Here is a 15,569-nt window from a genome sequence, read left to right as displayed (position 1 = left end):
TATGAGTACATACATATAAATTGGAAAAATCACAACCCCTCTTGTTGTAAGGCACGCAGGAACGGCAAAAAAAGATACAAAACAGAGGTGCCAACTGGCGTTAATCCAGTACAAAAGCAGCCGGATTGAGAATATGTTGTGGGTCCCATTGAGTCTTCAAACGGCGCATGACCTCCAGGCTCGATGGTTGGTAGCCCCAGCGCTCCAGTTGTCCCACCAGCGTCGCTGGCTGCGCCAGCACAATGGCGTAACCATGCAAGGTTAGGGCCATCTGTCGCAAAGCGTCCAGCCACGTGCTGACCGCCTCGGCGCTTTCCACAGCACGCGTGACGTAGACAAAACCACTGGCAAAATCGACTATATAAGAGGTGTCCTGCAGCAGCTGAGCAACCCCTTCCAGGTAGATAGCCAGATTTTTTACCGGCACGCCGATCCGCACAACCAGCGCTTGCTGGCCTGCTTTTTGAATACTGGATGTCCAGAGTGCTGTGCCGGTCATTGTCTCCGTCGTCAAAGGTGCTGGTGCATTGAACCGCTGCAATACCTCAGTCACCTGGGCCAGTTCAGCCTGGACATCTTCAGGTACTCCTTCAGCCGTATATGTCAGCAGGTAGGGACTCGAGATCTCTGGCGGTTGAGCACCATCTTGTGTCAATGCAATGGCTGAAGCGGTCAACGCCAGCTGTAGCATCTCCTGCCCCCAGAGTAGACCGCTACTGAGATCTTCAACGGGAAAGAGCAGAGTCTTTTGTGTACGCGGCAAGGCAAAAACTTTTAATGAGATATCGGTAAGCAGGCCAAGTGTGCCATGTGAGCCGACAAACACCTTGGTCAGATCAAAACCAGCTACATTCTTTACGATCGGTCGACCCGTGCGAATTACGCGTCCATCCGCCAGCGCTACCGTCGCGCACAACACCACGTCACGCACCGCGCCATAACGCATACGCAAAGGTGCATTCAGATTGGTCGCCACCAAGGCGCCAATACTCATATCTGGCCACGGAGAGACCAGCGGTATATGCTGTCCACGCTCGCGCAGGAAAGCTTGAATCTCTGACAGCGGAGTACCTGCGCCAACGGTTATATAGAGATCTTCAGGGGCATAAGCCCGCACGCCACGCAGAGCGGACGTACTGATCTGAGCAGGTCCGGTCTTGCTCTGTTTGCTCAGCGGCGCACTGGTAATGGTCACGGCTCGTCCAGCCTGCGAGAGCGCTTGCAGTTGGCGAGCAGCCTCTTCAGCCGTAGTCGGCGTGTATCCCTGTGGGGAAAGTTCGGCCGTGGCCGGCACCAGTTGTTCTAGTGGCACATAGCCTGCATAGGGACCAGTCTCACCCGGAGCTGGCGTAGGAAATACTTTACCTGGATTCAATAAGAACTGTGGATCAAAGACCTGTTTGACGTCCCACATCGCCAGCATTTCCTCCGGCTTATGCATCAAGGGCATAAAGTCGCGCTTCTCAATCCCAACTCCATGCTCACCAGTGATGCTACCTCCCATAGCTACACAGCAACGAGCCATCTCGCGTCCACCTGCGTGGATACGGTTAATCAGATCCTGATCATCTGGATCTGACACCAGGATCAACGGATGCAAATTACCATCGCCGGCATGAAAAACATGGCCCATGCGTAGATCAAATTCATCGCCGATACGATTAGCTTCGGCGAGCATCTCGGCCAGGCGACTACGTGGCACCGTAATATCCACGGTATATTGGGCCGGAGCCTCGCGTGCAATGGCGCCCGCGGCACTTTTGCGAGCCAGCCAGATCTTGTAGCGCTCCTCTTCATCGCGTGCGATACGCATATCCTTGCCACCATGCGTCTGCAGGATATGAACGACCTCCTCTAACTGGCGATCCAGCCCTTCTGGATAGCCATCGAACTCGATAATCAAAACCGCACCCGCATCCAGTGGCAAGTTTGCGTGCGCGAACGGCTCAATAATGCGCACAATACGTTGATCCATCATCTCCATCGTCGCCGGCATCAATCCGGAGGCAATGACGGCCGACACCGCGGTCCCCGCTTGTTCCACCGAATCAAAGATCGCCAGCAGCGTCTTCACTGCCGGTGGACGACGCAATAGACGTAGCGACATGGAGGTGATCAGCCCCAGCATACCCTCGCTACCCGTAATCAACCCACAAAAATCATACTCAGGATAATCCAGGGCCAGGCCACCTGCGCGAATGCGCTCGCCGGTCCCCAACACTACATTCATACCGATCACATAATTGGTGGTCACCCCATATTTAAAGCAATGCGGACCACCAGAGTTCTCGGCTACATTGCCGCCCATGGTTGAAGCACGCTGACTGGAAGGGTCGGGCGGAAAATAGAGTCCCATCGTTTGTGCCCTCTCATCCAGGCGCAGATTAATCAGGGCTGGCTCAACAATAGCGCTGCGCCCCAGGGGATCAAGCTCATTCAGGCGATTCATATGCGCGAACTCAACGATAATGCCGCCACGATCAGCCACCGCCCCACCGGAGAGTCCTGTACCTGCCCCCCGCGCAATCAACGGCACACCATGAGTGGAAGCCCAGCGCATCACATTCATTACCTCATCAGTCGTGCGAGGAAAGACCACCCCCTCGGGCAATCCTCTATCCAGACCTGCATCAACCTCATAAGCAATCAGGCTGGCTCTATCAGTAAAGACCTGGCCCGCAGGCAGTATCTTTTTCAGGGTATAAAGGACGCTCTCTTTTAACATCTATCTCCCCCGACCTTTCTGTCATTGAAAATGATGGTAGCAAAAAATAGGCTTTTTGTGTGCCATCAATGCACATTGCGATTTAAAAGTTGGTAAAAATATTTATCACATACGCGATCATCCATTATAACAGAGTATAGCATGCTTTGCCGCCAATCAGCGGGGTGCAGGGGCGGCAGTCCCTGACTGGGGGACCGGGGGCTGTGCCCCCGATTTCTTTTTTTCTTTTCCGCCGCCGATCAGCGGGGTGCAGGGGCGGCAGCCCCTGACTGGGGGACCGGGGGCTGTGCCCCCGATTTCTTTTTTTTCTTTTCCGCCGCTGATAGGCGGCGAGTGTGGGAGAAGAACCTATTAATTTATGGGAAGGGGGGAGCGGAACTGCTCAAAGTCAGAAAGAGGGGTCTGTGCCTCCACTTTTGGATGCACAACACACGGCAAAGTAAAACAAAATGTACTCCCCTTCCCTTCAATCCCTTCGCTCTCGACCCAGATGCGCCCGTCCATTGCTTCGACAAATTGCTTGCTTAAGAAGAGCCCCAGGCCCGAGCCGCGTACACTACCAGAGGTGTCGCGCCGTAAGCGGACGAATTGTCCGAACAACAGTGACATCTCGTTTGGAGGAATACCTGGACCTGCATCTTTGACGCGCACACAGATTTCTGGCGAGGCGTGCAAGGGATGGACAACCATACCATACAGGGCGGCACTGATGGTAATAGGAGTGCCCGCCGGGGCATATTTAAAAGCATTCGAGAGCAGGTTGCGCAAAATCTGGCGCAAATATTGTGCATTTGCCAGGACAACCACATAATCAGGGATGTCAACGTAAATGTCATGACGTCGCACGCTTTGAGGATCAAACCGCTCCAGTACTTCAAACAGAACATCCCTCACTACAATCTGTTCAATGTAGAGAGTTTGCCGTTGCTTCTCGATTCCCATTGTATCCAGCACATTATTCACCAGCAATTGGAGCTCATCACAACTTTGCATGGCATGCTGCAAAAAGGTGGTGCGTATCTCATTATTTAACTGATCATCGTGCTCCAGCAGCAGTTCCAGGTATCCATAGATCGCCGTCAATGGAGTACGCAGTTCGTGGTTGACATTCTGCAGAAACTGGTCTTTGATCTCGTTGAGCTTTTGCTGCTCCACACTATAAGTTTGTAGCTGCTCCTGCACATCATCAGCATAATCCGAGGCCTCACGCTGGGCGCTCACTAACAATCCGAGCGTAAGCAGGATAAAAACGCTGACAACCGTCGCAATAATATCATTATTTGATAGTAGCAGGCTGCCAATCACCATCGAGTGAAAAAGCCAGAAAATGAGGAAGAGGAAGAGAAGACAAAGATAGAGTCCCGTTCGCCTGAACAACCAGGCAGAAAGCATGACGGGCACAACATAAATAATAGGGTTGTGTCCTACCCATGGCGTGTAAATTAAGAGGAATGATGAAACAAGCGCTGACAAAATTACCAGGCTTATCTGAAAAGATATTGAAATACTAAGCAGGAAACGAGCTAAAGCATTTGGATAACGCACGCTCTCCTCCCCTTCATCGCGGCAGAGCTCGTCCAAAGCCCTTTCTAAATGTTATGAACCTCCAGACAATCGAACAGTAGACTTAACTGTTGCATCTGCTCTTTATATCTGCATATTATTTTACCACGGGCCTATCTAAAATTGATACCAATCAATCTTTTAGGCTATCCATGGTTATAAGCTCAAGAGACTCGGCAACGGAATCTCTTGAGAAGTAGGTCATTTCTCGATTTTCGTGGTAGAGCTATGCGTTTCGGTAGAGAAGGTAGGCCGTGAAAGTACCAGCAACTTTCAGATCTCCATGCTGATCTTTGGCCTGTACTTTGCCGGCAATATAGCCTTTACCGTCCTCCTCATACTTTTCTGTCACAGTACCGGTGCAGGTAATCACGTCATCCAGGTGGGTCATACCTTTGAAGCGCACACCAAACTTGCGTAGCGCCTGCGGACCAACGTAATCACTAAGCATCTGACCAACAAAGCCCATAATCAGCATGCCGTGAGCAATAATACCACCAGTACCAATCTCCTCGCCAACCTTAGGATCAGTGTGCAGAGGATTAAAGTCGCCGGAGGCGCCCGCATAGCGGACCAGTTGTAAGTGCTTGACTGGAGATTTAATCAGTTGGGGAATTTCTTCGCCAACTTCTACATCCTCAAAATAGCGTCTGGCTGGAATGGCGGCAGGTGTTGTCATGTCTGTTTCTCCTTATATACCATCAAATTACTAGCTGAGCCGTAAGCAAGCAAGAGGAATTATTCGCGCACAATAAACATCGTTTTTGCACTCAACACATGTTGCTGGTGCTGATTGGTATAGCGTGTTTCGGTTGTCAAAATATCCATCGAACCTTCTCTGGTACGCCGGGTTTTGCCATCTACAATCGTGGTTACGCCGGTCAAAGTATCATTGGCGGCAATAGGAGCGACATACTCGTATTCTTCCTCGCCGTGAAGCACGCGAGCCACGTTAATACCCACGCTGGCCAGCTGCTCCCACAGCTTCGTATTACCCCAAAAAGTAAATATAGTCGGGGCCGTTGGAGGTAGCGGAAGGTCTTCATAACCGGCTGCCTTAGCCGCCGCCAGATCATGATAAATAGGATTCTCATCTCCGATGGCCAGCGCCAACTCGTGGATTTTACTGCGCTCTATCGTTATCGTAAAGGCGGGAAAGCTATATCCTACCTTCTCCTTATCAAACATAAGTTACTCCTTCATACGCATCTCAATGCGATCCCCAGCAGTGTTTTGCATTTGTAGTATCAAACTTGACATCACCTATGTCAAGTTTGATACTACAAATTTCTCGTCCATTTCACTCGCCGCCTGCGGCGGCAGGAAAAAAAGAGAGAGCCAGGGGACACCCCTGGCACCCCGCAAAGGGGCTAGCCGCCCCATAGGTGCGAACGTAAGCAGTACCTAAACAATTGAATCAACGAAAGAGACCTCAGACAGATGAGAGATACAGCGTCTGGGCCAGTTGCGTGACCACATCTGATTCCTGATGCACGCGGTTTTGTGGATGATACCGCACTACCTGCCGCATCTGGAAGAGCGACGCTTGGATCTGCGACCACGTCCAAGTGCCCAAGATCATCGTGTGCAGGCTTTGAGCAAAGACGGCACACAGCGCCCAGGTACTCAGCGGCCCTGGCAGGCACTCTCTCGCTTGCTCGTGCAACTCACGACGTGCTTGGCTCACCTGCTGCTCCAGCAGGATCCAGCCCACCAGCATGGCCGCAAGCACCGCTTGATTGCTTTGCAGATCATCACTGCGCAAGCGGTGCAAACGCACCAATTGCTTGATGCGCTTGAAAAGCAGCTCGATCTGCCAACGCGCCCGATAAAGCTGCAGGATCTGCTCGGCTGACCAGCGATCGGCAGGCAACGAGGTGAGCACCACCAACCAATCTGCGATCTGGATCGTCAACGCCTGGTTGGTGCGCCCATTCTTGCGTGCCTTCTCCTTTCGCTTGCTGTGCGCTCGTTTGGCCGCCTCCGGGCTCAGATGAACGGCCACCAGACGCATCGGTTGCTGGCGGGTACGCACCTGGAACACAACGTTGGCTTCTCCCTTGCCGGTTGGCTCCAATTGGCTCAGCCAGCCAGAGAGATCAAACGGCGTCTGGCCATCGGCCTGCAGTAAGGGCATCGTGGACCAATGCAACCGGGTCACGACATCGACCCCTTCATCCAATTGATCCAGGATCGCTTGGCGACGACAATAGGCACAGTCACCGACAACAATGTCTCCACGATGTCCATGGAAGTGTTTGAGCCCTTCGCCCACATGGTGATCCGTCAACAGAATCTGGTCCAGCCGTTTGCCAAGCAGATCATAACTGCAGTGCAAACGGCGACTTTCTCCCGAGCGTCTCCAGGTGCGGAGATGGGTGGCATCTACCAGATGGATCCGTCCGGTGAAGTCCTTGGGCAGACCCAGTGCTTGCTCTGGCTGGGTCGATCCCACCAGCGTTTGCACCATCGAGAGCAACCAATCGGAGGATTGATGCATCCGTTTGGCCCACGAGCGGGCTCCATTGGAACTCAGTCCCGTGCTCACTGCCCAGGCTGCGACCTCACGGAACGAGCGGAAGCAAAACACATAGGCAAAAAGACCACGCAGCAAATCGGTGGGGCACTGCAATCCATTGGCACGGCTAAAGGCCTGATGGATAAAGGCTTGCTCATTGACATCTGGGGGTAAGAGAGCAATGATCTCTTGCCATTGGGCATCGTTCATCTGGCCCAGGAATTGCTCTGTCAGACATTTTTGCGTATGATGGGGTCGGCTTGACATGGTTTTTCTCCTTCGTTACGTTTTCGTTTTTGTCACGATACAAGAGAAAGACCGTGTTTGGCCTCTTTTTTCGTTGTTCAAGTACTATTTTGCTTACGTTCGCACCTATGGGCTAGCCGCCCCTTTGATCCCCTCTCCTTCGCGCCGGCAGCACAAAGATTGGATGATCCCCCACAAGAAAATGGTTCATTTCTTTTTCGCCTTTACAACCATAACAGGCTCACCGACAGAAAGTCCCTGGAGTACTTCGTAATACGTTCCGTCTGAAAGGCCCAATACCACTGGCTTCACAATATATGTGTTGCCTGAGCCAGTTGGCTCGACAACAAATGAGGGAAAAGGCTTTTGGCTGATGAGTTTAGGATCCTGTTTTACCAACCGGGTAAACATGTTTTGGGCCTGGCTTAGAGCATCGTTAGCCTGGCGCTGGCTAATTAAAGGTGGATCTCCATCATGTTGTTGGGTAAAGTTGTTATCGATTGCACTGACGGGAACCCGGATCGCATTGGGCTTATCAAGGACAGTGATTGTGGCGTTGGCTGTCGTATTCGGTAAGAGGACTGCGCCAACTATATTCTTTGGATCAAAATCGACGATGACAGGATACTCGATGTCACCAGCTTTGCCGGTCAAGCCGTTGGGCGAAATTGCACTGACGGTTCCGCTGAATTGACGATGGGGATACGGCTTGGGCGTGAACTGAACCGGCTGCCCAACCCGTATGGTTGGGGTATCTGCGTCTTTGACTTTGGTCAGAAGTTGTCGCACACTGGACAAATCGACGAGCTGGATGAAAATGCCCTCAGGCGCTGAACTGCCAACAGCAGGGTTAACGACATATCCTGGAAGTCCTCCAACAGTTCCGTTAATTGCCGTCACCACCCCATCGTGTGGTGCCCTCAGCGTAGCGTTCCCCATGTTTTGTCTGGCAACCTCTAATTGTGCAAGCGCTACCTCTAACAGTCCTTGAGCAGTCTCAACCGTTGCGATAGCTGACGTTACAACATAGTTATGTTTTTCTATAACAAGCAGATCAAGAGCATACTCATATGTTAAGAGAGCACCTGTGTTGTTCTCACCCCCATTGGCACGAGCTATATTAATAAGTTGCTGATCTTTTACTACCTGTTGTTCGGCTGTGGTCAAAGCCACATTAGCTTCAGTAACCATCTGTTTGAAGGTTGCATGCGCCAATCGAATACAATCAGCGACAGTTTGAGCGCCTTCTCGGGGAGATTGATCGTCTTGTGGTTGGCTCTCTTGTGACGGGTTGCCGGGTATTCCAAGACCTGGAGCATTACTATCCGTAGCAGATCCTGAAGAACTATCAGGGAGTGAAGTAAATGTTGAATTGCAGACGTTGAGATTGTCCCGAAGCTGAGCTTGGGCTCTTCGGAGTGTGGCGTCAAAATGCTGACGTACAGCATCGAGAATAAGTTGGTCACTTTCTACGATGACTTGAGCGGCCACCAGATTGGCATCTGAACTTTTGAACGCAGCAAATACAAAAGCTCGAGCAGCTTGAACCAGATTTTGAGCTTGCGCAATACGAATATTAGTCGATGTGATGGCGTCACGCTCAAATAAAAGTGCACCAGAGAGGTTTTTTTTCGCTGAATTCACGGATGCCTGAGCCGTGTAATAGGCTTGCTGAAGTGTCAGTGGGTCCAATTGTGCTAAGATTTGGCCTTTGGTCACTTTTTGCCCGAGTCGGACATAAATCTCTTGAATATTGGCGGTTACATTTGGAAGGGACAAATTATATACAGCGCTTCGCAGCCATCCAGAGGCTGATACAGAGACATGAAAGGCCCCTTGAGTCACCGTTTGTTGCTGATATACTTGAGCACCCATCAGCTTTAAGTCCATCAGCTTTAAGCAAGAACTACCCTGAGTGCCGAGAAGAATGATAAGAAGCATCAGTGAGAGTCCACGAGCCATATTGCTCCGCATTAGTGAGAGTCCACGAGCCATATTGCTCCGCATTAACCCGTAACATGATACATCACGTATACGTACATCCTTTTCCGGGTCAGTACTTGGTTGTAGAGGTGACTGCTTGCGTAGTACTGTGAACATGCCACGATCCCCTTTTTCCAAACATAGTGACAATGAGGCTAGTAGACTAACCGTCTTCATTTGAATAGTTGCCCACTGCGTGGGCAAGGAGAAGAGGAAACGTGGGGGGCACAGCCCCAGGCCCCAGGCCCCAGGCCCCAGGCAGAGGGCCGCGGCCCTCTGCACTCCCGCACTGAACCCGTCAAATGAAGGCGTCAAGACACTAGTTGTCAGTCAAGAGCCATATGAATGAAAGGCAGGGGTGCAGAGGACGCAATCCCCTGGCTGGGTCTAGAGCTGTGCCCTGGTTACCTTCCCCCTTGGCCCACGAAGTGGGCCAACCTTTGACTGACTACTAGCCTAAAAGCCTCTGGTTTCTGAAGCTAGTATAAACGAGTCATTAAGAGAAGGAGATTGATATGTACGCATGCAGTAACAATCATACTGAGCAGATTCCTGTGGAGATTATACAGACAGCACTTATTCCGATCACCCATACGATTGACCTTACCCCGGTTTGGTGGGGCAAGGTCAAAGCGCGGGAGAACCCGGCCAGGCCGAGCGCGATATTCGCATTTCTGTTTCTTTTTATAAATTGTGCTTGTTGAGGCATCTCTACCCTCTCAGTATATCTCTACTGATAGATCGCCTTGGTATTGGTGATGATAATACCACTGAGGTTACACAATTGCCATAGCTTTCCAATGCTTCAACAAGGTAATCCAAATGAGAACGGGACATGACCACTGTTTTTAAGATAAAACTTTCTTCTCCGGTGACTTTGTGACACTCAAGTACTTCTGGAAAACCCTTGACCACGATAGCAAATTGTGATTGTGGATGCCCTTCTCTCCGCAAGGTGACTCGAATAAAGGCGGTAAGAGACAAACCCATCATCTCGGTATTCACCGCTGCATGGTAGCCTACGATAATCCTATGTTTTTCCAACAGATCTATACGCTGCCGAACTGCTTGTGATGTCAGGCCGACTTTACCTGCTAATTGTGTAAATGATTGCCGAGCATTCTCTTGTAGTTCCCAGAGGAGTTGCCAGTTAATTTCATCAAGTTCAGCTTGTAATAGATTGAATTTCATCATCTCTCATCCCTTTTCACTTACAAAAATCAATCCAGATGATCAAAATAATCGTCATATTTCATAGAAAAATGACGATAGATATGGTACGCCTCTCTAAAGAACAAATAGTGCTTCTTTATAAACCAGAGTATCACCCCCCATTATAGTACTACTGACAACGCACAACAGGTTATCCTATCTGAAAATTCGAGCCGCTTGTAGCCTGGTTTTATAGAAATACCTTAATAGTTACTGATACTGGTTATATTAGAATCCTAACCTCGTTTCGTGAAGCGTATCCAATGATGGGTAAATTCTGTTGCAAAGTACTTAAGTATATTCAAGAAACTCTTGAGATGTCCTTAGTATATATGTTCATCTTGTCGACAATGTCGTTTTACTGGTCTGGTACTCAGGCGATGGAAAAGATGCTTTTGAGATGCTGTACAAACGATGCGACCGTTCGGTATGCATGGCTACCCCGTGTTGCTCTAACCCAGAATCAGCCGAGAGAAAGTGCCAAAAGAGCGTCGTCCGAGACCAGAAACGTTAATGGTGTAGAGCTTTTCGACTGAAGTTAGCTGCGGAACAAGAGGAGATTTCATATGAGTATTGCTGATACCATACGCGCCTGGAGAGATCGCGAGTTTCGCGAGAGTCTGAGTGAGGAAGAGCGTGCCAGGCTTCTGGAGAACCCGGTGGGCCAGATTGAGTTAACCGATAAGGATCTGCTTGAGGTCGTTGGCGCGGCCCAAAGTGGGGCGAGCGTAGGTTGTAATACCAAGACCTGTATGACCGGTAATTGCCGTGGGAATTCGAATGTTCCTCATCCCTGTGGGTAGTGCATCCGTTACAGGCGTTCTTGTCGGTAGGATCCGTGATTGTGTGGAAGCGCGAGCAACTCTCCTGGGTATGAAGCCAGGGATGATGTTTTTGTGTCTATGAAAGTGGTCAAGAGCCTCTATGGCATCTTGACCACTCGTCATCGTTCTATCTTTAACGTCACCAGACATTCTAGAGGACAGGTTTTGAGGATTGAATCGGATTTGATGACAACGAGGTGAAAAATTCTCAAACGACTTTTATGACATTCCAAAGAGAGCTCATCTTGATATATTCCAATCGCATTCATGTTTTCCGCTATGCCATCCAGCATTTCAAGAGTCTATATCCTTGTTACTACTAATCACGATAGATCGTGGTGTTGAGTGTCATCGCGTAATACAACGTGTCATTCTGCGATATGCCTGAGCGAAATCCTGTGTTCAGTCTTCGTAAGAAATGGATACAAGGAGTTACGCCACCTTAGCTCTTCCTTAGTATGTCTGTGAGAGTGACCCAGAATGTCAAGACACAAAAGGATGTACGCTCATTTTGTCGGCAGTGTCGTTTTGCTGCTCTGGGACTCAGATGATGGAAAAGATGCTTTTGAGATGCAGTACAAACGATGTGACCGTTCGGTATGCATGGCTACCCCGTGTTGCTCTAACCCAGAATCAGCCGAGTGAAAGTGCCAGAAGGGCCTCGTTCGAGGCCAGAAACGTTAATGGTGTAAGAGCTTTTCGACTGAAGTTGGCTACAGAACAAGAGGAGATTTCATATGAGTATTGCTGATACCATACGCGCCTGGAGAGATCGCGAGTTTCGCGAGAGTCTGAGCGATGAAGAGCGTGCCAGGCTTCTAGAGAACCCGGTGGGCCAGATTGAGTTAACCGATAAGGATCTGCTTGAGGTCGTTGGAGCGGCCCAAAGTGGGGCGAGTTCAGGCTGTAATACTAAGACCTGTACTTCGCCCTGTTTTACCAGTAGTTGTCGTGGCAACTCTAATGTTCCTCATCCCTGTGGGTAGTGCATCCGTTACAGGCGTTCTTGTAGGTAGGATCCGTGATTGTGTGGAAGCGCGAGCAACTCTCCTGGGTATGAAGCCAGGGATGATGTTTTTGTGTCTATGAAAGTGGTCAAGAGCCTCTAAGGCATCTTGACCACTTGGTATTCTTCTATCTTTAACGACACCAGACATTCTAGAGGACAGGTTTGAGGATTGAAAAAGATGGAAAAGATTCTTCTGCAGGAGAAAGATAAAGAGTTCTGGCAAGATCCGGCATGGTATCGTGCCCTCTCACTTATGGAGCGCCTGCCATCACCACGAGAAGGCACAGATGATATTTCTGTAACGCATGGAGAGACTGTTGACAAGGCCAGAATGCGCTTGCGACGTTGGAAAGCACAACCCCCTTTTGACCAGGGGACTTTTTTTGAGGAGCGATTAGCGAGTGCCTCTCTCTCTGAAGAGGATCTCCTTTCTTTTCTCACGGAACCTATAGAGAGGGTACAGGCGCGTGTTTCCTCTCTTCCAGACTGGCTGGCTGCGCTCAGGGATGCTTTTACCGAGACGCATCCTGCCGAGAATATATTGCCTCTCTCCTCAGAAACCATCGCCAATCATCCGCTTGGGGCGTGCCTGCCAGCTATCAACCCTCTGCTCAAGCGGGGCCTCGCTGCTCTCCAGGAAAGCATACAAACGCTCCAACAACAATACAGGTTTCTGCCTTTTGATCCAGAGCAGTTCTCTCAGACCTTTTTGGAGAACATTGTGCCTGAGTTGCTTTTTCAGATGAGCAAACCAGTGGTCCTGGAAATGCATATAGCGCGCCTTCAAGGATGCTTGCATGGTGAGACATCAGAAGAGCGCTTTGCGAATTTTGCACGACAATTGAGCCAGGAAGAGATGATTTTGCCGCTCCTCGCCAGATATCCAGTGCTTGCCCGTCAGTTAGTGATGACTCTTGATCAGTGGATCCATTACGCGAGCGAGTTTTTAGCGCATCTCTGTGCGGATTGGCAAATGATCCTTACCACCTTTACTCCTGAGAGTGATCCAGGTCTCCTGTTGAAGGTGCAGGCAGGAGCGGGCGACAGGCACCGCAATGGCCGTAGTGTGCTCGTATTACAGTTTCGCTCGGGTATGCAGTTGCTCTATAAGCCAAAACCTTTAACTGTCGACGTCCACTTTCAAGAACTACTGACCTGGTTAAATGACCACGGGGCCCAGCCTCCCTTGCGCACCTTGAAACTGATTGATCGTGGCGACTATGGCTGGTCTGAATTCGTGGTGGCAGCCCCCTGTACCTCTCAGGACGAAGTGACACGTTTTTATGAACGGCAAGGAAGTTATCTTGCTTTACTCTATGTGCTACGTGCAGGCGACTTGCATAACGAAAATGTGATTGCCGTTGGTGAATATCCGATCATTGTTGACCTGGAGACGCTCTTTCATCCTCGTGTTGGCGACAACGATCCAACTTTATCCAGTAATCTTGCCTGGAAAGCTATGGATCAGTCTGTCTGGCAGGTAGGATTGTTACCACGACGATTATGGTCAGATAAAGATTCACTCGGTGTAGACATCAGTGGGTTAGGAGGGCAGCCAGGGCAAATGTTTCCACGTCCTGGTTCCAACTGGCAGGAAACAGGGACTGACCAGATGCGGCTTGTGAGCCAGAGCTATGAGCTCGCGGTGAGTCAGAATCGACCACGACTGGGCGACCACGATGTCGAGGTCCTGGATTTTAGCGATGCTATCGTTGCAGGCTTTACCAGAATGTATCGTCTCCTCTGCGAGCAGCGTGATGCTCTGCTCACAGAGCAACTGCCCCTTTTTGCGCACGATGAAATACGCGTCGTTGTACGCTCAACCCGGTTATATGCGAAGCTTTTGACCGAAAGCTTACATCCTGATCTCTTAGGTGATGCGCTTGAGCGTGATCGCTTCTTCGATCATTTGTGGCGCCAGGTAGAACACTATCCCTTTTTCGCGAGAATCATTGCAGCCGAGCAGCAAGACTTGCATCGAGGTGATATTCCTGTGTTTACCACGTTCCCTGATAGCTGTACGGTCTTTACATCCACGAGGGAGCCACTGGTTGATCTTTTCGATACACCAAGCCTGGAACTGGTCCAGCAACAGATACAACACCTGAGTGAGAGTGACCTTGCCAGGCAAGTCTGGATCATCAAGGCATCGCTTGCCACTCGTGTGATGGGTCGTGAAGATACGATCGGGATAGCTTTACAGAGCAAGTCTGCCCAACAACCGGTGGAGCGAGAACATGTACTCACCCTGGCCACTGCTGTAGGAAAGCGCCTGGAAGAGCTTGCTTTGCAGAATGACGAAGGGGCGTATTGGCTCGGAGTGAATCTCGTTCACGAACATGTCTGGGGCCTGTTCCCAACAGGCATCGATGCATACAATGGGATAAGCGGGATTGCCTTGTTTCTGAGCTACCTTGGTGCGATTACTGGCGAAGAGCATTTTACGCATCTTGCCAGGCGTGCACTTGCCTCGATCCATGCACAGATCAAAGAGCAGAAAAAAGACTCGCTAGATCTGAGCATTGGCGCTTTTGACGGCCTGGGATCGGTGATCTATCTGCTGACCCATCTCGGCGTGCTCTGGAACGAGCCAGCCCTGTTGCAAGAAGCTGAAGAATTGATTGGGCACCTACCAGCGCTCATTGCCAAAGATGAGCATCTGGATATCATCAATGGTTCAGCTGGATGCGTTCTCAGCCTGCTCAGCCTGTATGCCGTCCATCCCTCTTCACGCATCCTTGACATAGCGATACAATGTGGCGACCACTTGCTTGCTACCGCCCAGCCCATGCCAGAAGGAACCGCCTGGACAACTCTTCGACAGGAACCGCCATTGGGAGGATTTTCGCATGGGACTGCTGGTATTGCCTTGAGCTTATTGAAATTAGCTGAGATCAGTGGAGAAGAACGCTTCCGTCAAACAGCGATGGCCGCTCTGGCATATGATCGCAGCTTATTTGTGCCTGCGCAACAAAATTGGGCTGATCGGCGTACATTTGCAGCACTGGCACCAGCTTCAAAGCGGTCCAACGAAGAAACATCAGTTGAACCGAGCCAGAAATGTCTGGTGGCCTGGTGTCATGGAGCTTCAGGGATAGGGCTGGGACGTTTGGGCGTATTGGAGCAACTGGGACTGGAAGACACAACAACACGAGAAGAGATAGATATCGCACTGAACACGACGATCACACAAGGTCTCGCTGGAAATCACTCGCTCTGTCATGGGGTACTAGGAAATATAGAACTGCTTCTGACCGCAGCGCGTCTCCTTAACCGACCTGAAGATCACGAGCAATTAGAGCGAGCGATGGCCCTGATAGTCGGAAGTATTGAGGCTTATGGTTGGATAACCGGGGTTCCACTGAGTGTGGAGACACCAGGCTTGATGACAGGACTGGCGGGCATTGGCTATGAGCTGCTCAGGCTCGCGGAACCTGACAGGGTGCCATCCGTGCTGCTCCTCTCTCCTCCTATTCAGGGACAATAGTC

10 protein-coding genes are annotated in these 15,569 nt (G+C 50.5%); 3 read left to right on the top strand and 7 right to left on the bottom strand.

The genetic code is table 11. The annotated features are described in order from the left end of the window. Positions 1-100 precede the first annotated feature (100 nt). The 7 genes from JMI88_RS30845 to JMI88_RS30815 all read right to left on the bottom strand — a co-directional run bounded on the left by JMI88_RS30845 (position 101) and on the right by JMI88_RS30815 (position 10,229). Positions 101-2,725 carry an FAD-binding oxidoreductase gene (locus JMI88_RS30845; protein WP_201365889.1) on the bottom strand — a complete coding sequence of 875 codons (2,625 nt, stop codon included), beginning with the start codon at positions 2,723-2,725 and terminating at the stop codon, positions 101-103. A 351-nt stretch (positions 2,726-3,076) separates the two neighbouring features. Then, a complete protein-coding gene (locus JMI88_RS30840; protein WP_201365888.1) occupies positions 3,077-4,270 on the bottom strand; it encodes a sensor histidine kinase in 1,194 nt (397 codons plus the stop codon). A 244-nt stretch (positions 4,271-4,514) separates the two neighbouring features. Further along, positions 4,515-4,967, bottom strand: a complete 453-nt coding sequence (locus JMI88_RS30835) for a MaoC/PaaZ C-terminal domain-containing protein (protein WP_201365887.1) — start codon at positions 4,965-4,967, stop codon at positions 4,515-4,517. A gap of 59 nt (positions 4,968-5,026) precedes the next feature. Then, complete coding sequence (locus tag JMI88_RS30830; RefSeq protein WP_201365886.1) at positions 5,027-5,476, bottom strand: FAS1-like dehydratase domain-containing protein; 450 nt, start codon at positions 5,474-5,476, stop codon at positions 5,027-5,029. A 244-nt stretch (positions 5,477-5,720) separates the two neighbouring features. After that, positions 5,721-7,073 (bottom strand): transposase, encoded by a 1,353-nt coding sequence (locus tag JMI88_RS30825; RefSeq protein ID WP_201364419.1) that lies wholly within the window; start codon positions 7,071-7,073, stop codon positions 5,721-5,723. Positions 7,074-7,259: 186 nt separating this feature from the next. Beyond that, positions 7,260-9,014, bottom strand: coding sequence for an efflux RND transporter periplasmic adaptor subunit (locus tag JMI88_RS30820; RefSeq protein ID WP_201365885.1), 1,755 nt, complete (start codon positions 9,012-9,014; stop codon positions 7,260-7,262). A 732-nt stretch (positions 9,015-9,746) separates the two neighbouring features. Further along, a complete protein-coding gene (locus JMI88_RS30815; protein WP_201365884.1) occupies positions 9,747-10,229 on the bottom strand; it encodes an Lrp/AsnC family transcriptional regulator in 483 nt (160 codons plus the stop codon). Between the two features lie 584 nt (positions 10,230-10,813). Between JMI88_RS30815 and JMI88_RS30810 the strand changes: the two genes are divergently transcribed. From JMI88_RS30810 to JMI88_RS30800, 3 genes are all read left to right on the top strand, one after another. Then, complete coding sequence (locus tag JMI88_RS30810; RefSeq protein WP_201365883.1) at positions 10,814-11,050, top strand: mersacidin/lichenicidin family type 2 lantibiotic; 237 nt, start codon at positions 10,814-10,816, stop codon at positions 11,048-11,050. A 758-nt stretch (positions 11,051-11,808) separates the two neighbouring features. Further along, a complete protein-coding gene (locus JMI88_RS30805) occupies positions 11,809-12,057 on the top strand; it encodes a mersacidin/lichenicidin family type 2 lantibiotic (protein WP_201365882.1) in 249 nt (82 codons plus the stop codon). 201 nt (positions 12,058-12,258) lie between these two features. Next, a complete protein-coding gene (locus JMI88_RS30800; RefSeq protein WP_201365881.1) occupies positions 12,259-15,567 on the top strand; it encodes a type 2 lanthipeptide synthetase LanM family protein in 3,309 nt (1,102 codons plus the stop codon). The last annotated feature ends 2 nt before the right edge of the window (positions 15,568-15,569 follow it).

Source organism: Dictyobacter formicarum (genome assembly GCF_016587435.1).
Note: the sequence above shows the minus strand (reverse complement) of the source record. Positions and strands in the feature narration are given on the sequence as shown.